18 protein-coding genes and 1 tRNA gene are annotated in these 23,199 nt (G+C 69.5%); 10 read left to right on the top strand and 9 right to left on the bottom strand.

Annotated elements, in window-relative coordinates; translation table 11 throughout:
- Window positions 1-99 precede the first annotated feature (99 nt).
- A tRNA-Arg gene (locus ACGFZA_RS28120) sits at window positions 100-172 on the bottom strand.
- A 792-nt stretch (window positions 173-964) separates the two neighbouring features.
- Here ACGFZA_RS28120 and ACGFZA_RS28115 point away from each other — a divergent pair.
- Window positions 965-1,426, top strand: a complete 462-nt coding sequence (locus ACGFZA_RS28115) for a peptidase inhibitor family I36 protein (protein ID WP_385279036.1) — start codon at window positions 965-967, stop codon at window positions 1,424-1,426.
- A gap of 217 nt (window positions 1,427-1,643) precedes the next feature.
- Complete coding sequence (locus ACGFZA_RS28110) at window positions 1,644-2,561, top strand: hypothetical protein (RefSeq protein ID WP_393682698.1); 918 nt, start codon at window positions 1,644-1,646, stop codon at window positions 2,559-2,561.
- Between the two features lie 602 nt (window positions 2,562-3,163).
- Here the strand turns inward: ACGFZA_RS28110 and ACGFZA_RS28105 are convergent.
- Window positions 3,164-3,787, bottom strand: a complete 624-nt coding sequence (locus tag ACGFZA_RS28105) for a glyoxalase (RefSeq protein ID WP_393682696.1) — start codon at window positions 3,785-3,787, stop codon at window positions 3,164-3,166.
- Between the two features lie 303 nt (window positions 3,788-4,090).
- Here ACGFZA_RS28105 and ACGFZA_RS28100 point away from each other — a divergent pair, with 303 nt between their 5' ends.
- Window positions 4,091-5,623: a class I adenylate-forming enzyme family protein gene (locus tag ACGFZA_RS28100; RefSeq protein ID WP_393682695.1), complete on the top strand. Its 1,533-nt coding sequence runs from the start codon at window positions 4,091-4,093 to the stop codon at window positions 5,621-5,623.
- Here the strand turns inward: ACGFZA_RS28100 and ACGFZA_RS28095 are convergent.
- Window positions 5,610-6,887, bottom strand: a complete 1,278-nt coding sequence (locus ACGFZA_RS28095; protein WP_385279030.1) for a M6 family metalloprotease domain-containing protein — start codon at window positions 6,885-6,887, stop codon at window positions 5,610-5,612. The genes ACGFZA_RS28100 and ACGFZA_RS28095 overlap by 14 nt on opposite strands.
- A gap of 328 nt (window positions 6,888-7,215) precedes the next feature.
- Between ACGFZA_RS28095 and ACGFZA_RS28090 the strand changes: the two genes are divergently transcribed.
- A complete protein-coding gene (locus ACGFZA_RS28090; RefSeq protein WP_393682694.1) occupies window positions 7,216-7,878 on the top strand; it encodes a TetR/AcrR family transcriptional regulator in 663 nt (220 codons plus the stop codon).
- Between the two features lie 254 nt (window positions 7,879-8,132).
- A complete protein-coding gene (locus ACGFZA_RS28085) occupies window positions 8,133-9,662 on the top strand; it encodes an MFS transporter (RefSeq protein WP_393682692.1) in 1,530 nt (509 codons plus the stop codon).
- 111 nt (window positions 9,663-9,773) lie between these two features.
- On the opposite strand, the gene ACGFZA_RS28080 is transcribed toward ACGFZA_RS28085, so the two are convergent.
- Window positions 9,774-10,289, bottom strand: coding sequence for a MarR family winged helix-turn-helix transcriptional regulator (locus ACGFZA_RS28080; protein WP_385279024.1), 516 nt, complete (start codon window positions 10,287-10,289; stop codon window positions 9,774-9,776).
- 134 nt (window positions 10,290-10,423) lie between these two features.
- On the opposite strand from ACGFZA_RS28080, the gene ACGFZA_RS28075 reads away from it, so the two are divergent.
- Window positions 10,424-11,206, top strand: a complete 783-nt coding sequence (locus ACGFZA_RS28075) for a dioxygenase (RefSeq protein ID WP_385279022.1) — start codon at window positions 10,424-10,426, stop codon at window positions 11,204-11,206.
- Between the two features lie 263 nt (window positions 11,207-11,469).
- Here the strand turns inward: ACGFZA_RS28075 and ACGFZA_RS28070 are convergent, their stop codons facing one another.
- Together ACGFZA_RS28070 and ACGFZA_RS28065 are read right to left on the bottom strand one after the other, a co-directional pair.
- Window positions 11,470-12,546 (bottom strand): questin oxidase family protein, encoded by a 1,077-nt coding sequence (locus ACGFZA_RS28070; RefSeq protein WP_385279020.1) that lies wholly within the window; start codon window positions 12,544-12,546, stop codon window positions 11,470-11,472.
- Between the two features lie 71 nt (window positions 12,547-12,617).
- Window positions 12,618-13,172 carry a GNAT family N-acetyltransferase gene (locus tag ACGFZA_RS28065; protein ID WP_385279018.1) on the bottom strand — a complete coding sequence of 185 codons (555 nt, stop codon included), beginning with the start codon at window positions 13,170-13,172 and terminating at the stop codon, window positions 12,618-12,620.
- 148 nt (window positions 13,173-13,320) lie between these two features.
- On the opposite strand from ACGFZA_RS28065, the gene ACGFZA_RS28060 reads away from it, so the two are divergent.
- Window positions 13,321-14,319, top strand: a complete 999-nt coding sequence (locus ACGFZA_RS28060; protein WP_385279016.1) for an RNA polymerase sigma factor RpoD/SigA — start codon at window positions 13,321-13,323, stop codon at window positions 14,317-14,319.
- Between the two features lie 176 nt (window positions 14,320-14,495).
- Here ACGFZA_RS28060 and ACGFZA_RS28055 read toward each other — a convergent pair whose 3' ends face one another.
- Complete coding sequence (locus ACGFZA_RS28055; RefSeq protein ID WP_385279014.1) at window positions 14,496-15,467, bottom strand: helix-turn-helix transcriptional regulator; 972 nt, start codon at window positions 15,465-15,467, stop codon at window positions 14,496-14,498.
- 62 nt (window positions 15,468-15,529) lie between these two features.
- Between ACGFZA_RS28055 and ACGFZA_RS28050 the strand changes: the two genes are divergently transcribed.
- Window positions 15,530-17,077, top strand: a complete 1,548-nt coding sequence (locus ACGFZA_RS28050) for an MFS transporter (protein WP_393682687.1) — start codon at window positions 15,530-15,532, stop codon at window positions 17,075-17,077.
- A 96-nt stretch (window positions 17,078-17,173) separates the two neighbouring features.
- Here ACGFZA_RS28050 and ACGFZA_RS28045 read toward each other — a convergent pair whose 3' ends face one another.
- On the bottom strand, window positions 17,174-17,980 hold the full coding sequence (locus tag ACGFZA_RS28045) for a DUF6227 family protein (RefSeq protein WP_385279010.1): 807 nt from the start codon (window positions 17,978-17,980) through the stop codon (window positions 17,174-17,176).
- Window positions 17,981-18,113: 133 nt separating this feature from the next.
- On the bottom strand, window positions 18,114-19,259 hold the full coding sequence (locus ACGFZA_RS28040; protein ID WP_393682685.1) for a P1 family peptidase: 1,146 nt from the start codon (window positions 19,257-19,259) through the stop codon (window positions 18,114-18,116).
- A 465-nt stretch (window positions 19,260-19,724) separates the two neighbouring features.
- Between ACGFZA_RS28040 and ACGFZA_RS28035 the strand changes: the two genes are divergently transcribed.
- Both ACGFZA_RS28035 and ACGFZA_RS28030 read left to right on the top strand, forming a co-directional pair.
- Window positions 19,725-20,876, top strand: coding sequence for an MFS transporter (locus ACGFZA_RS28035; protein ID WP_393682683.1), 1,152 nt, complete (start codon window positions 19,725-19,727; stop codon window positions 20,874-20,876).
- On the top strand, window positions 20,873-23,197 hold the full coding sequence (locus tag ACGFZA_RS28030; protein ID WP_393682681.1) for a molybdopterin oxidoreductase family protein: 2,325 nt from the start codon (window positions 20,873-20,875) through the stop codon (window positions 23,195-23,197). Before ACGFZA_RS28035 ends, ACGFZA_RS28030 begins: the two co-directional genes overlap by 4 nt.
- Window positions 23,198-23,199: the final 2 nt, after the last annotated feature.

Here is a 23,199-nt window from a genome sequence, read left to right as displayed (position 1 = left end):
GCTGCTCCACAGGCGGCCCGGCCGTGAGTGGCCGCCGTTGATGTCGGAGGCGGATGCCAAAAGAGCACCCCTCAACGTTGAGGGGTGCTCTTTTCCCTGTGCCCCCGGCAGGATTCGAACCTGCGACACCCGCTTTAGGAGAGCGGTGCTCTATCCCCTGAGCTACGAAGGCGGGGCTTGTCGTGAACCTTGCCGGACATCCCAGGGGAAGGCCGGGCGGAGTGCGACAAGCGCCCTGGTCAGGCTCCCTTGTGGGCGGTGCCGGGGCGGGGTCCGGATGGACACCTTCCCGGGCAGGTGCCCTGAAGGTCGACTGACCGCTGACAGCGTAGCGGATAGGGGTTGCGGAGGTCGCCCCCGTTGTCTCCAGGCGTCGGCGTGGGGCACGCGCGCCGTTTGACCTGCGGGGTTCCAACGGGGTGCGGAGAGGGCTGAAGCCGGCGTGATCAGATGCCGGCCGCCTGTGCGGGCAGCGCGGATGCCCGAACCGGCGTGTAGCGGGCGCGGCTGCGGGGCCCCGTCGATGTGCGCGGACGGGGGCCAACGTCCTCACCCGACGGCGCCACTCAGGGAAGTGCGACGCGTGCGGAGCCGGGCAGCCGGGCGCTCCCCGACGACTGCGGCGGTTCACCGCGCACCAGGACCCGGTGCCGGCCCGGCCGGGCAACGATCGGCCGAGGAAGGAGGAGTCGGGCAAAGCGGCGGTGCTCAAGGCGCATGGGGGTGAGTTCGAAAACAGAGCCGGAATCCAGTATTCCACCTGTGGCATCGAATAAATGCGGCCATAACGCGTGTGATGAATCGGCATCAACGTTTACGGTTCCGTCGATATGTGGCTATTAAGTTTGAGCCACATGGCTGGTATTCGATGGTTGATCGGAAGTAGGCCCGGTGTTAATCTCCCTTTGCTAATCCAACCGTTCGAATATCCCCGCCTTAGCTGATCGGCGGGCCGGAAGCTGCCTTGTGGCTGCTCAACGAAGAACGAATTTCCACACAACTGGGAGGGGTAAATTTCGTGCCAAGACTAAGAGGTATTTCTGTAATCGGGGCTGCTGCCTTCATTGCCACCGCCGCCTTCACCGGTAGCGCCGCTGCGGGTAGCTATAACGGCGTATGTGAAAGTTCCAACGGTGGAGAAGTGTGCCTGTATGACACCAATAACAATACGGGTAAGGTCTACGACACTCTCTACAGCAAAGCCTCGTACACCGGAACGTACTACGGGAGCAGCGTCGGCATCAACGACACCGTGTCTTCCACGTGGAATCGGGATCCTGACACCGAGGTCACCTTCTACGCCGGAGTGAATTACACGGGCACCGCCATGGGGAATGTCCCGGGGTGGAAAGTGAACTGGGAGGGCGGTTGGAGCGATAAGTGGAGCTCGCATTGCTTTGCTAACAACGCAGCCTGCCCCAACTGAGGCGCTGATTCTGGGTGAGCATGTGTCACTCCTGATGTACTAAATGAGGTGCCGGCGGAGGTTCAGCCAGACTCGATGTCCTGGCTGGACCTCCGTCGAATGAAATGTGAGTGCGATGTCGCCGTTGACGTTTCAGGAGATTTCCCATCGCCTCGAACGAGGATTGTCGAGGCCGTCGGCTTTGAACGGGTTGTAGTGCATGTATGGGAGCGATGACGTGATCGGCAGGGTTCGTTTGGCTGCCACGTTTTCCTTGCTCGGTCTTTTGGTCAGCGGATGCGCGAACGGAGAGGTGCGTGATCGCGGCGCGGCCACGCCCATGAAAATTCCGAAAGCGAGTGGCTATTATCAAGGGCTTGATATTATTCTTCCGCTTGATGAATATGCGCTGAAGAAGACCGAGCGACAACGTTTTAAATCGGCAGTCTATGTGCTTTCCAGTGAATGTATGAAAGGTTTTGGTCTCGATTGGCCGAAGCCCGTCGAGCAGGTGTCCGAGGTGGCCGACAACTCTCGACGATATGGGGTTGTCAACGAAGGTGATGCCAGAAAGTTCGGATACGCTGTCCCGCTCCCCCATGGCGTAACTCGCAAAGAGGCGCTGAGGGTCGGCCGGGAGAACATTGAAAGAACCAGGAATCTTCCTCGCGAAACAATAAATCTGTACACGGGGGAGAATCTGAAAACTCTGTCCGGAAGGAAGATCCCTGAAGGGGGATGCCGTGGAGAGGCGTACAGGAAGCTGGGGCTTCCTCCGCAAGGGCTGATTTCCACCACGCTCGACGCTATGCGCTACGGAACCTGGGAAAGTTCGAGGAATGACCGGATCGTCGTTGATGCTGTAATTCGATGGAAAGCATGCATGAGGAATGCGGGATACAAGTACGACACACCCGAGGATGCGGTTGGTGATCGCCGTTGGCAGCATGAGGGAGACCCGTCCGGCGCGGAGAAGTCCACTGCTGTCGCTGATGTGAAGTGTAAAAGAAATGTGTTGTTCGTCGAAAAATGGCATAGGGTTGAAGTAGAAAAGCAGAAACGTCTCATAAAAGAGAAGAAGGGTGTTCTTGACGGGCTCAAGAGGGAAACCGAAGCGCTTGGCAATCGAATCGACCGAGTGCCCACAGGGGCGTGATGTCGGCCCGTGGTGGGATCGTTGCGGGGTAGGGAGCGCGATGATCGGTTCGGGTGGCGCTGTCACTGATGCGGCTGCCCGTGTCCACCCTTGGACCGTCCACCTTGGCGAGTTGGCCCAGCGCGGAGGTGGCCCGCTCGCGTAAGTACGCCTCGCGGTCGCGGTTCAGCGGGATCAAGGGCGTCAACGCAGAGTGGTCCGCCCCCCGGACTGGCTGCGGGGAGGCCCCCGGACGTGGCTGCGGGGAGCTCGTCCGCTGCCCCGGCACGGAGACGGGGGGCCTTCTGCCCAGCTTGAGCGATGAGGTCAGCGATGCCTTCCGCGTTCATCCCCGCACTCCCCGCCGCAGTCCCGCATCCGTCGTTCCCGGCACCACCTCCCGTTTGCCCTTGCGACCCGGTCGGGGTGGATTGGATCACGCACATACGCCATCGCGCCGGTTCGCTCGCTGCCGACACGGGTGGCGCTGTCGACGCGGCTCGACCGGAATTCCGGAGTTGCGGTCGGTCGAGCCGTTTCGTCTTCTCTACTCCTTTTGCGGTGTGAATGCGCCCCTCCACCGGGAGGCCCCGGCCCCCTGATCCCGGACCCCGGGCCCCGGATCAAGGCGCGGGCGTCAGCGAGGCGGCCTCCCAGCCGAATCCGTCCGGGTCGGTGAACGCGCCCGTATCGCCCGCGAGTGCGAGCCGGTGCGAGCCGGTGCCGTCGACCGGGACGCCGACGTCCTTGGCGAGGGCGCGGCGTCCGTAGAGGGCCAGCTTGACGGGGCTGCCCTGGGTGTCGAACTCGACGTACTTGCTGCCGAAGCTCTTGGCCACGGTGAGGCCGCGCTCGACGTAGAAGCGCTTGCTCGCGGTCACGCTCGCCGTGCCCAGCAGGAGGACCATCTGGTCGATCTGCCCGGTGGCCGGGGCGGTGTCCTTCTTCGCCGATGTGGCGATCTTCCAGATCGTTCCGTCCGGGGCCCGGACGACGCCGCCGTAGCCCCAGAACGACTTGGTGGCGGGCTTCAGTGACGTGGCACCGGCATCGACAGCGGCGTCGACGAAGCCGCGGACGTCGGCCGGCTGGGACATCGTGAGCGACAGCGAGAACCCGCGGAATCCGGTGGTCGGCGCGTCCGACGAGCGCAGGCCCACCCGGGTGTCCAGACCGAGGGCGGCGTAGAAGCGGTGGGCGGCCGTGGTGTCGGCCACCTCAAGGGTGAGGGCTTCGATGAAGGTCATGCGTTTCACGCTAATTGCGGGCCTGCCGCGGGTGCTTCTTGATTCCTGACCGGTTCCGCCGCCGGGTGCCGACTGCCACCCGCCACCCGCCACCCGCCACCCGGCACCCACCGTCGGCCGCGCTCCGGCCGGCCCGTCGGCCCGTTTCCGGGGGTCGCGTGCTTTCGGGCGCGATCGATCGTTCTGTGAGGTGCGTCACTGGCGCGGGAATGGCAGTGCGGGCGGGACAGGACGTGAACTACTCGGTGCATACGTGCGTGCCTGCGTGCGTGCCGCCCGGCGTTGTGCTCAGGAAGGTTGTCCGTGCCGCATTCCGATCCGACCCCAGCCGTACCTCCGTCCGCCCCGGCGGTCGTGGCCGACGCCGCCGCGACCGAAGCGGCGGCGCGTGTGCATGCCGCGCTGAGTGGTCCCCGTGGTCCGTTCGCCGTGGTGCGGGAGGAGTACGGGCCGCAGGCGGGTTCGCTCGTGTACGCGGACGGGCCCAGGACCCTCCGTGAGTTCGTGGAGACCACGTGGGCGTTCGGGGACCAGCCGTTCCTGATCGCGGGGGAGCGCGGCTGTTCGTACGGAGAGTTCTTCGCCGCCGCCTCCCAGCTGGCATGCCGGCTGAGCGAGAGGTACGGCCTCCGCCCGGGCGACCGTGCGGTGGTCGCGATGAGCGACTGCCCGGAGTGGCAGATCGCCTTCTGGGCCGCGCAGTTGGCCGGACTGGTCGCCGTACCGCTGGACGTCCGATGGACGGAGGGCGAGTTCGCGTACGTGCTGGAGGACTGCGGGCCGGGGGTGCTGCTCGTCGACGGGGAGCGGTTGCCCCTGGTGGCGGACTGGGCCCGAAGGGCCGGGGCGCGGGTGATCGTCTTTCGTGGCGAGGACCACGGCCGCGGTGAGGCGCGCGGCGGGATGCCTTTCGAGGGCGTCGAGCGGTACGAAGACCTGCCGGCGCCCGATCCGTTCGCCGCGCCGCCGGACGTCGAGATCCGGCCCGAGGACGATGCGACGATCATCTACACCTCGGGTACCACCGGCAGGCCCGAGGGAGCTGTCGCCACGCAGCTGGCCCAGGCGGGCGCCGCGCGCAACCCACGTTTCCACGCGGCGGCCTCCGCGCTCGGCCGGGGAACCGTCCCGGGGCAGGGGCCCGCGCCCGTCACGCTGCTGACGTTCCCGTCCTTCCACGTTGCCGCGCTCACCGGCGTCCATGCCGCGATGTCGGCGGGTGGCGCCGTCGTCCTGATGCGCACATGGGACGCGCAGGAGGCACTGCGGCTCATCCGGGAGCACCGCGTCACGCACTGCTCCGCGGCGCCGGCGACCGCCCGCGAGCTGCTGGACGCGGCCGCTCGGACGGGGGACGGGCTGGAGAGTCTCCAGACGCTCGACACCGGCGGATCCGCCGTACCGCGGGACCTGGTCGCGCGGTTGACGGCCCGCTACGGGGAGCGGATCGAACCGTGCGGCGGTTACGGGCCGGCCGAGACCGGCGGCGGAGTCATGGCGAACTTCGGTGCCGAGTGCCGGCTCCACCCGGGCAGTGCGGGGCGGCCGACGCCGACCACCGAGGTGCGGATCGCCGGTCCGGCGGGCGAGACGCTGCCCGACGGGGAGACGGGCGAACTGTGGCTCCGCGGCCAGGCGCTGGCTCGTGGGTACTGGCGGGACGCGGAGGCCACGGCGCGGTCGTTCGCCGACGGCTGGTTCCGTACCGGAGACCTGGCGGTGATCCGGGACGGGCGGGTGGATCTCGTGGACAGGGTGTCGCGGGTGGATCTCGTGGACCGGGTTGCGCGGGCGGATCTCGTGGACGGGGTGGCGCGGACGGTCAGAGGCGAGTGATGCGTACGCGGTAGTCGCCCTTGGCGTCCTTGTCGAGCACCGAGATGCGGATCCCGTTGGCCCGGTCGTCGAAGGTCTGACCGGGCTGGAACGGGGCATCGGACAGTTCGGCGTGGACGTTGGGCAGCCGGGTGCAGCCGCTGCTGTCCTTGGTGCTGTCCGTGACGGACACGGGCCCCTGGCCGGTGTCGACGTCCGAGCTCACCTTGTAGATCAGCACACCCGGCCGGCAGACCTCCTGGTCGTTTCCGGCCTGGGTCCGCACCTCCACCGCGTAGCCGGATTCCGCGGTCAGCGGGACGAACGCCAGCTTCGTGCCGCCGTGGGTGGCCAGCGGTTCCAGGACGTGGTCGCTGGTGCCGGGGCGGGAGGCGCAGCTGATCTGGTTGTTGTCCAGCCAGCCGAGCTTCCACTTGTGCCAGCCCAGCAGGTCGTTATTGGCGCCCCAGTCCTCCGACATGATGTCCCAGTGCCCGACCGAGCCCCCGCCCTCCATCGTGTAGAGGTCGGGCAGGCCGAAGACATGGCCGTTCTCGTGCGGCAGGACGCGGTAGCCGGTCTGGGGGTACGAGCCCGAGCCGTCGTCCTGGCGGCTGTAGACGAAGGACGTGTTGGAGAGCGGGACGCCGTCCGCGTACGGAGCGTCGTCGTTGCCCGAGAAGGTCACGGACAGCACGGTGTCCAGGGCCGAGGGTCCGGCGTTCGGCGTGACCAGGATGTTGATCAGGTCGTATGCGGTGAAGTCCACCTTCGGGTCGGCGGCGGCGACGATGTCCTGGACGAGGTGGCGGTAGCCGGGTTCGTACGGTGATCCGCGCTCGATCCCGTACGCCGAGAACGGCAGCGGCATCCGCAGCCAGGTCTTCACCGGTGCTTCGGGTACGTAGGTGAGGCGCCCGTAGGAGCTGGTGCGGAACCAGTCCGTGGTCTGCGGGAAGAACTCCGCGAGCCGGTCCATGGCCGGCTCCTTCCCCTCCGCGTCGGGGAAGTCGATCATCAGGTTCAGTGCGTGCACCTGGCCGGTGGAGCGGGCGTAGCCCGGCTGCGTGGGCATGCCCTCCGACATCTGCACACCCATCTCCGCCGATATCCGGCACGGGCCCAGACCGGCCGCCTGGGGGCTCGTCATCGGTCCCGCGGAGGCCCGGCTGGGCAGGGGAAGGGTGCTGCTGGCCGAGGCCAGTGCAGCGATGACCAGGGCCGTTGCCGCGCCGAGGGCCACCGGGTGACGGTGCTTGCGTATCCGGTGGCGGGGCTGCTGCATAGAGGCGCCTTCGGGTCCGCGGCAGTCGGCCGACCCCGACTGCGCTCTGTCGATCAGCCTCGGCCGGGCGGTGCGGCGCCGCGCGTTGGGTGCGCCGATCGGTGGGTTTTTGCCCCGGTCCGATGATGTGACTCAGGACACATCGTCGGGGGAAATAACCGGGGACCAGTTCCCCGTTTGTATCGGTGTCCCCCGCAAAACGGGGAGGCGGTCCCCGGTTAACCCGAGGGGTCGCCGGAGTGACGTACGCAGGAACGGCACGAGCCCGGCAGGGTTCCGCCGCACGAGAGCCCGAGACCGGAAGACCAGGAAGAGAAGGAGCGCCGCCGTGGACACCGCCGCCCGCACCGCAGCCGGAACCGCGCAGCCGCGTACGCCCCGCCCGCGGGCCGACGCGCTGCGCAACCGGGAGCGGATCGTGACGGCCGCGCGCGAGATGTTCGTCGAGTTCGGCCCCGATGTGCCGCTCGACGAGGTCGCCCGCCGCGCAGGCGTCGGCAACGCCACCCTCTACCGGAACTTCCCCGACCGGGCCGCGCTGACCCACGAGGTCGTCCTCGCGGTCACCTCCCGCACCACCGACCGTGCCGAGGAGGCTGCGAGGGAGGAGTCCGACCCCTTCGTCGCGCTCAGCCGCTTCGTGCACGCGGCTGCCGACGAACGGATCGGGGCGCTGTGCCCCATGCTGTCCGGCGGCTTCGACAAGGACCATCCCGAACTGCTCGCCGAGCGCCGACGCCTCGAAGGGGCCGTCGAGGGGCTCGTCGGGCGCGCCATGTCCGCGGGGCGCCTGCGTACCGACATCGCCGTCGGCGACGTACTGGTCGTCCTCTCCCAGCTCACCCGGCCGCTGCCAGGCATCGCCTGCCTGAACATCGACCGGTTCGCCCACCGCCACATCCAGCTGTTCCTGGACGGACTGGAGGCTCCGGCCCGGTCCCGACTGCCCGGAACGGCGGCGACCTTGGAGGACCTGCGGCGCCGGAACTGACCAACGCGCCGGGCGTCCGACCCGATGCCCGGCCGTGTGCAGGCCACGCCGCGACCGTCTTCTTCCCTTTCTCCGCGACCGGAGTCCGACCCTCCTTCTCCCTGACCGGAGTCCGACCCTCTCTTCCTCCCCGACCGGAGTCCGACCCTCCTCCTCCCTGACCCCAGAGTCCGACCCTCGCTTCCGCCCGGCCTTCACCGCATTCGCGGTTCACGACCTCGCGCGCCCTCGCGCGTCCTTAGGTGGCTACTCCCATGTCAAAAACAGCTGATATCCGACTCCCGGACCCCAGTCGCTGGAAGGCGCTGGCGTTCATCGCCCTCGCGCAGTTGATGGTCGTCCTCGACGCCACCATCGTGAACATCGCGCTTCCGCACGCCCAGACCGACCTCGGCATCACCGATGCCAACAAGCAGTGGGTCATCACGGCCTATGCCCTCGCCTTCGGCGGGCTGCTGCTCTTCGGAGGCCGGATCGCCGACCTCTGGGGCCGCAAGCGCACCTTCGTCGTCGGTCTGATCGGCTTCGCGCTGGCCTCCGCCCTCGGTGGCGCGGCGCAGAACCAGGGCATGCTGTTCGGCTCCCGCGCCCTTCAGGGCGTGTTCGGCGCGCTGCTCGCCCCGGCGGCCCTCTCGCTGCTCGCGGTCATGTTCACCGACGCCAAGGAGCGCGCCAAGGCGTTCGGCATCTACGGGGCGATCGCCGGTGGCGGTGGCGCCGTCGGCCTGATCCTCGGCGGTTTCCTCACCCAGACGCTGAACTGGCGCTGGACCTTCTTCGTCAACATCCCCTTCGCGATCGTCGCCGCAGCCGGTGCGTACTTCGTGATCCGCGAGCCGGCCGGCGGCCGTAACCGCTCCTCGCTCGACATCCCGGGCGTCGTCCTGTCCGCGCTGGGTCTGGTCTCGCTGGTCTACGGATTCACCCGCGCCGAGTCCAGCGGCTGGTCGGACGCGCTGACCATCGGCACGTTCGTCGCCGCCGGTGTGCTGCTGCTGGCCTTCGTCCTGACCGAGTCCAAGGTCAAGTCGCCGCTGCTCCCGCTGCGCGTCGTGATGGACCGCAACCGCGGCGGTGTCTACCTCTCGCTGGGCCTGGCCGTCATCGCGATGTTCGGTCTGTTCCTGTTCCTCACGTACTACCTCCAGGTCGTCAAGGGCTACTCCCCGATCAAGACCGGCTTCGCCTTCATGCCGATGATCGTGGGCATGATCACCGGGTCGACGCAGATCGGTGCCCGGCTGATGACGCGGGTCCCGGCCCGCCTGCTGATGGCCCCGGGCTTCCTGCTCGCCGGCGTCGGCATGCTGCTGCTGACGCAGCTGGAGATCGACTCGTCCTACGCTGCGGTCATCCTCCCGGGTCAGCTCCTGCTGGGCCTGGGCATGGGTACGGCCTTCATGCCCGCCATGTCGCTGGCCACGCACGGCATCGAGCCGCGTGACGCGGGGGTGGCCTCCGCGATGGTCAACACCTCGCAGCAGGTCGGCGGTGCGATCGGCACCGCGCTGCTCAACACCATCGCCGCCTCCGCCGCCACGGCGTACGCCACCTCGCACGCCGCGCTCGGTGCCACCGACCCGGAGCTGCTGAAGCTCCAGTCGATGGTGCACGGCTTCACCGGCGCCATCTGGTGGGCCGTCGGCATCCTGGTGGTGGCCGCCGCGATCGCGGGGACCTTCATCAACGCCGGCCGTCCGTCGGCGACGACCACGGCGTCCGGGGGCACCGGTTCCGCCGACGCCGTCGAGGACGAGGTCAAGGTGCCGGTCATCGCGCACTGACCCCTCGCGCGCGGCGTGCCGTGACGCGGTGTGAAGCGAACTCTGCCCCGGTTCCGTTCGACGGAACCGGGGCAGAGGCGCGTTCGGGGGTGGGGGCGGTGCGCGGCGCGGTCAGCGGAGCCAGGGAAGGTCCGCGTCGGTGCCCTCCGGCTGGAGTCCGGCCGCCATGACCTGCATGATCTCGCCGAGCGTGCGCACCTGCTCGGGGCTGAGCCGGTCGAACATGGCCTGACGTACGGCGCTGACGTGGCCCGGGGCCGAACGGCGGAGCATCTCGTGGCCCTCCTCGGTGAGGACGGCGTTCTGGCCGCGCTTGTCGGACGGGCAGTCCTCGCGGCGCACCCAGCCGCTCTTCTCCAGCCGGGCGACGGCGTGCGAGAGCCGGGATCGGGTGATCTTGGCGTCCTTGGCCAGTTCGGTCATCCGCTTCTGACGGCGGGGCGCCTGGGAGAGCTGGACGAGCAGTCCGTAGTAGATGTGCGGCATGCCGGCATCGCGCTGCAACTGGCGGTCGAGGTGATCCTCCAGGAGCGTGGTGGCGTGCAGGTACGCACGCCAGACGCTCTGTTCTTCGTCGGTGAGCCAACGCGGCTGCTCACCGGTGAATGCCGTGGTCATGTACTCCACTGTACGACCTTTTCTTGAAAGTTGAACTAGATAGAGCTAAGGTCTCCGAAGGTGGGAACTTGAACATTAAAGAACTGTTCCTGTCGAAGGCCCCGTAGAAGACTTACCTTGAGCAGCAGTGGATGGGGAGTGTCATGACAGTCACCGCGGAGCGCATGCCCGCCCTCTATCTCTCGCACGGCGCACCGCCGCTGGCCGACGACCCGGTCTGGCCCGGCGAGCTGGCCGCCTGGTCCGCCGGGCTGCCGCGACCCACCGCCGTCCTCATGGTCTCGGCCCACTGGGAAGAGGCCCCGCTCGCGCTGGGCGCCACCGAGACGATCCCCCTGGTCTACGACTTCTGGGGCTTCCCCGAGCACTACTACCAGGTGCGGTACGCCGCCCCGGGCGCCCCCGCACTGGCCGAGAACGTCCGCAAGCTGCTGCGCGGCGCCGGCACGCCGGTCCAGGACATCCCCGACCGCGGCCTCGACCACGGTGCGTACGTCCCGCTGGTGGAGATGTTCCCGGCGGCCGACATCCCGGTCCTGCAGATCTCCATGCCGACGCTGGACCCGCAGAAGCTGATGGAGATCGGGCGCAAGCTCGCGCCGCTGCGCGACGAGGGCGTCCTGATCGTCGGCAGCGGCTTCTTCACGCACAACCTGGCCGCACTGCGGCACACGGGCGGCGGCGTGCCCGGCTGGTCCGCGGAGTTCGACGACTGGGGCCACCGGGCACTCCAGGCGCAGGACATCGACGCGCTGCTGGACTTCGAGCACAAGTCACCGGCAGGCCGGCTGGCCCACCCGCGCACCGAGCACTTCGCCCCCCTCTTCGTCACGCTCGGGGCCGCGGAGCAGGAGCTGGACCAGGGGCGCAGCGTGATCGAAGGCTTCTGGATGGGGCTGGCCAAGCGCTCGGTGCAGTTCGGCTGAGGCGGGCCTTTCCCCCTGCCCGCCCCCGGGGTGAAGTGTCCGACCTGGGGGCGGGCTCTCTTCTGCCGCCCGCAGGTCGGGACGTCGGACCGGGTGCGGGCCTTTCCAGTCCGCCCAGGGTCGGTACGCCGGGCCTGGTGCGGGCTGTTCCCCGGTGCCCGCCCCGGGGCGGGAACGGCGGGTACAGGGCGGGCTTTCCCCCGCCCGCCTGTGCCCGTCCCGGTTCAGAGCGCCGGCGGGTTCAGTCCGACCGAGCGGAGCGTTCAGAGCGCCGGCGGGTTCAGTTCGACCGAGCGGAGCGCTGCGGCCAGCGCGGTCGCGTCGCCGATGTCCAGCGCCGTGTCGGTGAACTTGATGGTGTGGTCGTCGCCGTGGGCCGCCGCCCGTGCGAAGACCTCCTCGGGAGACAGTCCGCCAGGCACGGGCACCGGGTCGGCGGGCCGCGCCGGGGAGTACGCGGCGGTGACTGCCGCGCTCGCCGCCCAGGCGGCATCCACGCTCGGCGCCCACAGCTCGCGGGGGAGCGCGGGGAGGGTGCGCAGCACGGCGTTGGGTGCGGTGGCGGCGTGCACCAGCATGATCGGCGCGCCGTATCCGTACGTCGCATAGCGATGGGTGGCGGCCCGCACCAGTTCCTCCAGCCGGGCGCGGGCGGTGTCGGGGCCGTCCACGGGCCCGGCCGGCCACCGGGGGAACGCGGTCAGCTGATCCAGCCGGGCCCGGATGCCGCCGCTCTGGTCGGGCACCGGCAGCACGGCGTCCAGTGCGGTGGCGGCATCGGGTGCCGGGGCGAGCGAGGACAGCGGGGGCAGCGGCTGATGGCGGGCCGCCCAGTAGCCGAGGGCATGGGCCAGCTCGGCCACACGGGGCCCGTTCTCCGGCACGCCCGGCCCGGTCGCGCGAGGCCCGTCATCCTGCGGGGTCAGCAGGGTGCGCACACTGTGGCCGACCCGGATCACCGGGTGCGTGGCGCCGGCCGCGATGCCGGGGAGCAGCCGCGGCCACCACTCGGCGAGGACGTCGCGCCAGGGGCGGTCGGCCGTCTCGCGCTCGAAGTACACCGCCCAGTCGGCGATGCGCCGCGGATCTCCGAGCGCCTGCTGCCAGTTCTCCGGGGTCACCTCGGCGGCCGGGTCCGGCATGTCCTCCAGCTTGTGCCGGTAGTGGTCCAGCCACCGGTGCACGGCTGTTGCCCGGCCGTGGCGCACCAGCGCCTCCACGGCCATCGGGGCGTGATTGCTCAGCCAGCCGCCCCGCTCGGGGCCGAAGGAGTGGAGCCGCTCCAGCGCTTCGTCGAGCGTGCCGGAGGCGTCGGACGAGGTGTGCGTCGTGAGGTCCATGGGGCATCACGGTAGGCACCGGGGCGGCGCCCGGTAACGGGCTGCGGTCCCGGACGGGGCGGCTGCCGGGACTAGGTCTGCGGTCCCAGGCGTTTCTCGTACCAGGACACGTCCCAGTACCGGTCGAACTTCCGGCCGACCTCCGAGTACGTACCGATGTGGCGGAAGCCGAAGCGCTCGTGCAGCCGGACCGAGGGCTCGTTGGGCCGGGCGATGCCCGCGTAGGCGCGGCGCAGGTCCTCGCCGGCGAGGGCGTCGAAGAGCGCCGAGTAGAGGAGGGTGCCGAGACCACGCCCCGTGGTGCCGGGGGCGCAGTAGACGCTCACCTCGACGGATGTGGAGTACGCCGCTTTGGGGCGGAACGCGCTGCTGGTGGCGTAGCCCAGGATCCGGGGGCCCGCCCCGCTCGTTTCGTCCGTATTGCGGACGTCCTGAGCAACCAGAAGCCGGTGCGGGCCGTCTTCAGGGTGGGAGCGCAACCAGGGCAGACGCTGCTCGGGAGTGAAGGGGACCGTGTCGAATGTGAGGGCGGTCTCACGCACGTAGTGGTTGTAGATGTCCGTGAGGGGCTCGAGATCGGCCTCGATACCCGGCCTGACCTGCACCTCTGTGCCCGACTGTGGCATGCGCCCTCCCCTGGTGACGCGACAGGGTACTGCATGATCTCGAAAATGAATGCCGGTCATGGGAATTCTGTCCGGATTCCAGTCGTTGTTTCCATCGGATGCAGGGCACCCGAAAGGGTGTCGCGACCTACTCAGCAAGGGAGCACGCATGGCAACCCGTGCCGTCGCCCGTCGTTCGTCCGCCACTGGCGGGACCAACCGGGCAAGCAGTGTTCGCGCCGTGGGCGGGGAGATCGCCGATCGCGACCTGGTCGGCATGTACCTGGACGAGATCGCGCGCACGCCGCTGCTCGATGCCGCCAAGGAGGTCGAGCTGTCGCAGACCCTGGAAGCGGGTGTCTTCGCACAGCAGGTCCTCGACGGGTCGGTGGAGAGCGAAGCCGGCGGGGCCTCGCGCGAGGAGCTGGAGGCGCTGGTCGCCGAGGGCGAGCGCGCCAAGGACATATTCATCCGTTCCAATCTCCGCCTCGTCGTTGCCGTCGCCCGCCGCTATCCGCGAGCGGGACTGCCCCTGCTCGACCTGATCCAGGAGGGCAACGCCGGCCTGGTGCGCGCGGTCGAGAAGTTCGATTACGCCAAGGGCTTCAAGTTCTCCACGTATGCGACGTGGTGGATCCGGCAGGCCATCACCCGTTCCATAGCCGACCAGTCGCGCACGATCCGGCTCCCCGTCCACCTGGTGGAGGAGCTCGGCCGGATCCGCCGTGTGCAGCGCGAGTTCAACCGCGAGCACGGGCGCGACCCGGAGCACTCGGAGATCGCCGCCGAGCTGGACTCGACCACGTCGCGGGTCAGCGACGTCCTGGACTGGGCCCGTGACCCGGTCAGTCTGAACATGTCGGTGGACGACGACGGCGACACGCAGTTCGGTGACCTCCTGGAGGACACCTCCGCCGTTTCGCCCGAGCAGTCCGTCATGACACTGCTGCGCAGCGAGGAGCTGGAGGAGCTGATCGGCAAGCTCGACAACCGCACCGCGTCGATCATCCGTATGCGGTACGGCATCGAGGACGGCCGTGAGCGGACCCTCACGGAGGTGGGCAAGCAGCACGGGCTCACCCGCGAGCGGATCCGCCAGATCGAGAAGCACGCACTGCTCGAACTGAAGCGAATGGCTCACGACACGGGCTTTGACGCTGCGGCGTGAGCTCGCGTCCAGTAACCTCCGAATTGGGCCGCTTCACATCGGTGGCCCCCTATAGCTGAGTCCCGGCGCCCACCCCCCCCTGGCGCCGGGGCTCATCCCTTTTCCGGCAGCCCTTTCCGGCAGCCCTTTCCGGCAGTCCACTCCGGATTCCCGGCGGCTTTCCCGGCAGCGTGGCTCTATGCGGCGGGGGACGCCGCCGCGCGGGTCAGCCTGCCGCCCAGGTCCTTCAGATACGTCACGAGCTGGGGCGGCTGGTGCGCGGTGAACTCGCAGTCCACCAGCGCGAGGCGCAGCGCCACCCATTCCAGCGAGTCGGTCAGTACCGCCCGCAGCCGGCAGCTGTGCTCGCCGGTCTGTTCCAGCGGGCCGATCGAGGCGGGCAGCCGCGACGCCACGAAGTCGGCGGGGGCCGCGAAGCTCACGTCGACCGCCAGCTCCGGCTGCCTGCGCGCCATGGAACTGCTGAGGAACTCCGCCGCGTCGCCCGTCGGCAGCTCGCGCGGAGCGAAACGGGCACCCGTCGCGAAGGGGCTGCTCACCCGGTCGACCCGGAAGGTGCGCCAGTCTTCCCGCTCCAGGTCGTACGCGACGAGATACCAGCGCCACCCGGTGCTCACCAGGCGGTACGGCTCGACCTGTCTCCTGGTCTCGGCGCCGTCCCCCGCGCGGTAGGCGAACCGCAGCCGCTCCCGCCCGGTCACCGCGGACGCCATCACGGTCAGCGTCTGCGGGTCGATTGTCGAGCCGTCCCCGCGGGCCAGCGGCATCGTGGCGTTCTGCAGGGTGGAGACCCGGTGGCGCAGCCGGGAGGGCAGGACCTGTTCCAGCTTGGCCAGTGCCCGTACGGAGGCCTCGTCGACCCCTTCGATGGCGTGGCCGGCCCCGGCCCGCAGGCCCACCGCGATGGCCACCGCCTCCTCGTCGTCCAGAAGCAGCGGCGGCATCGCCGTACCGGCCACGAGCCGGTAGCCGCCGACCGAGCCGCGTGACGCCTCGACGGGATAGCCCAGGTCACGGAGGCGGTCGATGTCGCGGCGGATGGTGCGCGGGCTGACGTCGAGCCGGTCGGCGAGCTCACTGCCCGGCCACTCGCGCGGCGTCTGGAGCAGTGACAGCAGGTTCAGCAGTCGTGCCGGGGTGTCGGTCATGTCACTCAGGATGCCCGCCCATTGGGTCATGACCTGACCTAATCGACGTTTAACTTCCTCATATGACTTCTTCCGCACCCCTGCCGTCACCGGCGGACGCTCCCGCGGCCCCGAGCCCGTCGGACCGCCGACGGTGGTTCGCCCTGGCCATCGTGATGACCGCCGCCTTCATGGACCTGGTGGACGTCACGATCGTCAACATCGCCATCCCGAGCATCAGGGAGGACACCGGCGCCTCCTTCAGCTCGATCCAGTGGATCACCGCCGGATACGCCCTGGCCTTCGCCGCCGGTCTGATCACCGGCGGCCGGCTCGGTGACATCTACGGCCGCAAGCGGCTCTTCCTCATCGGGATCGGTGGCTTCACCGTGGCCTCCGCGCTGTGCGGATTCGCCGCGAACCCGGAGATGCTCGTCGCCTCCCGCATCCTCCAAGGCGGCACGGCCGCGCTGATGGTGCCGCAGGTGCTGTCGATCGTGCATGCCACGTTCCCGGCGCACGAGCGCGGCAAGGTATTCGGCCTCTTCGGCGCGATCGTCGGCCTCGGTGCCGTGTCGGGGCCGCTGCTGGGCGCGTTGCTCACCGAGTGGAACATCGCCGGTCTCGAATGGCGCCCGATCTTCCTGATCAACCTGCCGGTCGGCATCGTGGGTCTGATCCTGGGGCGGAAGTTCATCACCGAGTCCAAGGCGCCGAAGGCGCTCCGCCTCGACATGGTCGGGGTGGTGCTGGTGACGCTGGCGATGCTCATGCTCATCTACCCGCTGACCCGCGGCGAGGAACTGGGCTGGCCGCTCTGGGGCTACCTGTCGATGGCCGGCAGCGTCGTCGTCTTCACCGCCCTCGTCCTGTTCGAGCGGGCCAAGGCGCGCCGCGACGGTTCGCCGCTGGTCGAGCTCTCGCTGTTCCGGGTGAAGAGCTTCGCCGCGGGCATCGCCGTACAGCTGACCTTCGGCGTCGGCCTCGGCATCTTCTTCCTGGTCTGGACGCTGTACATGCAGGAGGGCCTCGGCTGGAGCGCGCTGCGTGCCGGTACGACGGGCATCCCGTTCTCGGTCGCCGTCTCCTTCGCCGCCGGTATCTCCGTGCAGAAGCTGGTGCCGAAGTTCGGCCGCAAGGTGCTCCAGGCGGGGGCCCTGCTCATGATCGCCGGTCTGCTGCTCTACATCTGGGAGTCCAACCGCTACGGCATGGACATCGCCTCCTGGCAGATGGCGCTGCCGCTGGTGGTCATGGGCCTCGGCATGGGCCTGATCGTGGCCCCGCTGGCCGACGCGGTGCTGTCCGAGGTGCCCAAGGAGCACTCCGGATCGGCGTCCGGGCTTTTCAACACCGTGCAGCAGATGGGCAACGCGCTGGGGCTCGCCCTCGTCTCGGTCATCTTCATCGGCGCGATGGGCGACCACCTGACGCCGCCGCAGATCGGCCCGGCCTTTGCCGACGCCTTCGAGCACTCGCTGTGGTGGGTGGCCGGCGTGCTCGCGGTGATCTTCCTGCTGATGTTCGCGCTGCCGGCCCGGCCGAAGCAGCACGTGGAGGGCGGCGACGAGAGCGCCGAGCCCACCGGCCCCGCCGACGAACCTGCCAAGGAGCCGGTGCTGACGCACTGAGCGGACGCAGTGCGTCAGGGAGCAAGCGGAGGAGTGTGACGGTGCCCGCACCCCGGTCGGGGTGCGGGCACCGTCATGCCCGGGGCCGGGCGGGGGTCAGCAGATGCGGGTACGGCTTTCCATCGCGCCGCGCGCCGCCTTCTCGTCGCCGTACACCTCGCACATGTGACGGCCGTCCGGCGTCGCCGTGTGCTCGACCTCCCACAGGCTCGTCTCTCTGCCGTCGAGCAGCAGGAAGGCGTGCTCGTACAGGGTGAAACCCGCGTCCCGTCCGTCCACCTGGCACTGGCGCCCGAAGACCTGGGTGATGTGGTGGGCGAAGGCCGACCGCAGCAGGAGCGCCGTCGCCTTGCCCGGCACGTCCCGGTTCTCCGCGCGGCGCAGGACCCGGCGGGCGTGGTCCGCCGAGTTGTCCGGGGCGTACATCCGGGGCATCGGGGCCGGTGGGGCCGCCATCAGGGCGTCGAGGATCTCCAGGTCGGCCTGCGGCCCGTCGTGCTCGAAGACCGGACCGTCGCGGAAGCCGCCGGCCAGCCGGGCGGCCGCGATGTGGGCGTCGGCCTCGTCGTCGTACAGCTCGTGCTGCCGGAAGCCGTCCCGCGCCCGCGCGCCGTATGCCGGATCCGTGGCGTCGCACGGGCCGTGTCCCGGGTCCGTGGCGTCGCGCGAGCCGCAGTGCACGAGCTCCCACAGGGTGAGCGGTGTGCCGTCGGCCAGCAGATATGTGTGGCGGTAGGTCTCGCGGTGCAGGGAGGAACTGTGGTGCGAGGAATGCAGGGAGCTGCTGTGGGCGAGCGCGGTGCCGAGCCGCTCGACCGTACTGTCGGGCAGGTCGAACGAGTTGAGAGCCCGTCGCAGGAGTCCATCGAGGTGCTGCTCGGTTGTCTCGTACGGATCGCTCAAGGTGCTGTCTCCAGGCCGTCGCCGCGTGTGACTTGGTGCGTGCTCAACGTAGTCCCTGGGTCTGACATCGTGACCGGGGTTGGGAAAAACGTACGGCGCACGCAGAAGGTTCCCTCTCCTCGTCCGAACTTCCCTACCCCGAGGGCGAGTCGGCGCCGTGCACCCTATTGTCCGGTGACTGTGCCGATTGCCGCGGTGTGTCGTAGAGATCGCCGTACGCGAGGTATGTGCCGCCGCCGTCGCGGCCGTTGACGCCCGTGGCGGCCCGCACGGCCTTCACGATGGCCCGGGCCACGGCCTCCGCGCCCGCCGCGAGCAGGTCGTTGAGGGCCGTCGGGTCCGCCGGATCGAGTGTCCGCCCGGCGGTCGCCAGCGCGAAGACGGTGTCCCCGTCGGTCATCAGGTGGACGGGCCGGATGGCGCGCGCCAGCCCGTCGTGCGCGGTCCCCGCGAGCTTCTGGGCCTGTGCGCGGCCGAGGTCGGCGTCCGTGGCGACGACGGCGAGCGTGGTGTTGAGCGGGGGGCGTGCGTGGGCATCGTGCGCCTGTGTCAGGCGCCGTTGCGCCTCCTGGTGGATCTCCGGCGCGGGCGCGACGGCCGGTTCGGCGCCGCCGTACTCCCCGTACAGCACCCCGGTACGGGGATCGAGCGCGGAGCCCGCCGCGTTCACCACCGCCAGCGCCGCCACCGTGATCCCGGACGGCAGCAGGACGCTCGCCGTGCCCACCCCGCCCTTCAGCTGCCCGGCTACCGCGCCCGTGCCCGCACCGACGCAGCCCTCGGCGACCGCGGCGCCCGGCTCCGTGCCCGCCGCGTCCTCCACCGCCGCCCGGCCGGTCGAGGCGTCGGGCCGGGCCCGCCAGTCGCCGCCGCGCCCCAGGTCGAAGACGCAGGCCGCGGGGACCACCGGCACCACCTGGGCCGGATCGGCGCCGACCCGCACGCCGCGCCCCTGCTCCTCCAGCCACGCCATCACCCCGGACGCCGCGTCCAGCCCGAACGCGCTGCCGCCCGTGAGGACCACGGCGTCGACGCGCTGCACCAGATTGCGCGGATCGAGCGCGTCCGTCTCGCGGGTGCCCGGCCCGCCGCCACGGACGTCGACGGCCGCGACCGCGCCGCCCTCGGGCGCGAGGACCACCGTGGTGCCGCTGAGCGCGCCCTCGCCCGCGACCCGCGCATGCCCGACGCGGAGCCCGGCGACATCGGTCAGCGCGTCCCTCCGCTGTGGTCCAGGTGAAGGCGGAGCCGCGGGGGCTGAGGTGTCCTGGCCGGTCATCCGGTGCTCCTTGTGGTGCGGGTGGCTGACTGCTCCGGGAGGGGGCGGGCATCGTGAACGTACCCGCCGGGCAGCCGGGGGAAAGCAGGACAGGCCGAAATTCTTGTGAATGCATTCACAAGTGGACGATGGTCCAAGGCCCCGCGAGAACGCCCAGCTCGGACACTGTATGCGTGGTCCGCGCCGGCAGTCGACGGGATCGGTGAAGGGCTTCTGATCCCGCCGGCAGCCGGCGGGATCAGAGGCCCTTCACCGAGGTCGCCGGGAAAGCCGTTCGCCCTCCATGGCGCCCCTCCCGCGCCCGGGCGGCTCGCCTCCGCCCGCGCGGTTTTCGCCGCGCACGGACCGTACGCCGTGTGAGCCGTAATCCGAACGCGCACCCCACTTGCCGCCCCGCCGCGACGCGCTCACCCCGTAAGGCCATAAAACAGGACTAATATCCCCATACGGCCCTACGCTGACGGCGTGACCGAGCCACCAGAAGCCTCTGCCGCAGCAGCGCAGCCCGCCCCCGGTGACCACACCGGCTCATCCGACGAGGCCGTCGCCCCGCCGCCCTCCGGCGGGCCCGCCCGCTCCGGCGCCGCCGTCCCCCGGTCCGTCACCGCCCGAGCCACCGCGGCCGGCGTGATCGTCTCCCTCCTGCTGATCGTGGCCATCGTGCTCGGCAGCAGGTTCCTGGAGAACTTCGACTCCGCGCTGCTGCCGTACGCCGTGGCCACGGTCTTCCTCGCCTTCGGCGTCGCCTACCGCTACACGGTCTGGGTCTCGGCCCCCGGCGCCCGACGGCTCTTCAAGAAGGGCTGGGGGAGCCTCTTCTCGGCCGAGAACTTCCGCAGGGCGCCCACCGCCCTGCCGAAGATGATCGCCACCTACCTCGGCTTCCAGAAGTTCCTCGGCGCCCGCTCCCACGCACGCTGGGCCGCCCACCAGCTGATCTTCTGGGGCTGCATCCTCGCCTCGCTGATCACCTTCCCGCTGACCTGGGGCTGGTTCACCTTCACCTCGGGCACGGGATCGGGGCCCGGCTACGAGATGCGCATCTGGGGCTTCAAGATCGTCGGCTTCGACTCCCTGGACTTCCTCGGCTGGCTGATGTTCCACGGCCTCGACATCGCCGCCGTCCTCGTCATCCCCGGCGCCTCCTACTTCCTGTGGCGCCGGATGAAGGACCGCGGCGCCATCACCGGCCAGCGCTTCGGCTACGACCTGGTGCCGCTGATCGCGCTGATCGTCATCTCCGTGACGGGGCTGCTCCTCACCTTCTCGTCGATCTTCCTGCACGGCGGGGGATACGAGTTCCTGGCGATCCTCCATATGGTCTCGGTGGTCTTCACCCTCATCTACATCCCGTTCGGGAAGTTCTTCCACATCGTCCAGCGCCCCGCCGCCGTCGGCATGCAGCTGTTCAAGTACACCGGCCGGCAAGACCAGGAGGTCTTCAGCTGCCGGCGCTGCGAGGAGCCCATCGACACCGCCCCGTACGTCGAGAACCTCCGCGGCACCATGCGCGACCTCAGCCTCGACTTCGACCAGTGGGCCGAGTACTGCCCGCGCTGCAAGCGGGTGCTGCGCGGCAGCGCCTATCTCTCCCAGGTGAAGAAGGGCTTCAAGTGACCGCGGATCCGCGAGCAGCCGACACCCGTGCGGTCGTCCCCCTCGACCCCTCTCTCGCCCCGCCCGGCACCCGCGCCTTCCGCGACGCCGGCGGCATCCCCGCCGACCAGTGGCACGCCGACCAGAACGGCGAAACGCTCGTCCCCACCCACTGCTGCTTCTGCGGGGTGCAGTGCGGGATGTATCTGCGCGTCGACCGCGGCGGCAAGGTCTTCGGCGTCGAACCCCGCAACCACGACATCAACCGGATGCGCCTGTGCCCCAAGGGCATCAACGCGTACCAGCAGGTCAACCACCCCGACCGGCTCACCGCCCCGCTCATGCGCCGCTCCCGTGACGAGGAGTTCCGGGAGGTCTCCTGGGACGAGGCGCTCGACTTCACCGTCGCCGAGATCAAGCGCATCCAGCAGACCTACGGCAACGACGCCTTCGGGCTGCTCGGCGGCGCGAGCCTGTTCTCCGAGAAGACCTATCTCGTCGGCAAGTTCGCCCGGGTCGCGCTCAAGACCCGGCACGTCGACTACAACGGCCGGCTCTGCATGGTCAGCGCGGCGGGCGCCAACAAGCTCGCCTTCGGCATCGACCGGGCCGGCAACCCCTTCTCCGACATCCTGCTCACCGACTGCCTGCTGATCGCGGGCTCCAACGTCGGCGAGTGCTTCCCCGTGATGACCCAGTACGTGTGGGGTGCCCGGGACCGCGGCGCCAGCCTGATCGTCATCGATCCGCGCGAGACGGCCATCGCCCGGACCGCCGACATCCATGTCGCCCTCAAGCCGGGGACGGACTCGGCGTTCTTCAACTCCGTGCTCCACGTGGTCATCGAGGAAGGCCTCACCGACGAGAACTACCTCGCCGCCCACGCCACCGGCTGGGAGGAGGTCAAGGCCAAGGTCGCCGAGTACCCGCCCTCCCGGGCCGCCGAGATCTGCGGGATCCCCGCCGAACAGATCGTCCAGGTCGCCCGCACCTTCGCCCGCGCACCCAAGGCCATGGCCTGGCACGCCCGCGGCATCGAGCACCACTCGCAGGGCGTCGAGAACTGCCTCAGCGTGATCAACCTCTGCACCGCCACCGGACACATCGGCAGGCCCGGCGCCGGCTACGGCACCATCACCGGCCAGGGCAACGGGCAGGGCGGCCGCGAGCACGGCCAGAAGTCCGACCTCCTGCCGGGCGGCCGCTCGATCCTGAACGAGGAGCACCGCCGCCAGATCTGCGAGATCTGGGGCATCGAGGAGTCCGAACTCCCGCCCGCCGGAACTTCGATGATGGAAATGGTCTGGCAGATGCAGCGCCGCGAGATCCGCGGACTGATCGGCATCTGCAACAACCCGTTCGTCTCCCTGCCCAACTACAAGGTGGTCAAGGAGGGGTACGACACCGCGGAGTTCCACGCGCAATTCGACTTCTTCCTTTCCGAGACCGCTGCCAACGCCCATGTCGTCTTCCCCGTCACGACCTGGGCCGAGGACGACGGGGTGATGGCCAACGCCGAGGCCCGGGTGGTCAAGCACAACAAGGCCCAGGACCCGCCCCCCGGCGTACGGACCGACACCTGGGTGATGTGCGAACTGGCCAGACGTCTCGGCGCGGGCGACAAATTCGCCTTCGCCGATTCCCGCGAGGTCTTCGACGAGCTGCGGATCGCCTCCGCAGGCACCGTCAACGACTACTACGGCATCACCTACGAACGGCTGGAGGAGACCGGCGGAATCGCCTGGCCCTGCCCGTCCACCGACCATCCCGGCACCCCCCGGCTCTTCGAGGACGGCAGGACCTACCACCCCGACGGCAAGATCCATATGCAGGTCGTCGAATGGCACCTGCCGATGGACCCGTACGACGACGACCACCCCATGTCCCTCACCACCGGTCGCACCGTCGCGCACTTCCTCTCCGGCAACCAGACCCGCCGCCTGGGCGCCCTCGTCGAACAGACCCCGCGCCCCTGGGCCGAGATCCACCCCTCCCACGGCTTCCGCAACGGCGAACCGGTCCGCGTCGTCACCCGGCGCGGCAGCGAGGTCTTCCCCGCCCTGGTCACCGAGGCGATCCGCCCCGACACCGTCTTCATCCCGTACCACTGGCCCGTCCCCACCGCGGCCAACGCGCTGACCATCGACGCCCTGGACCCCCGCTCCAAGATCCCCGAGTACAAGGTGTGCGCCTGCCGCATCGAGCACGCCGAACGGATCGACGAAGTCCCCGCACCCCCGGTCGCGCCCGGCCATGTCGCCTACCCCGAGACCCAGGTCTCCCGCACCGACCCGCTGCCGCCCACGTCCCCGCAGGGCCGTGGCACCTCGGAAAGGAGCTGATG

The sequence above is a fragment of the Streptomyces sp. NPDC048211 genome (genome assembly GCF_043202315.1).
Classification (GTDB): domain Bacteria; phylum Actinomycetota; class Actinomycetes; order Streptomycetales; family Streptomycetaceae; genus Streptomyces.
This window is presented reverse-complemented; position numbering and strand designations above follow the sequence as displayed.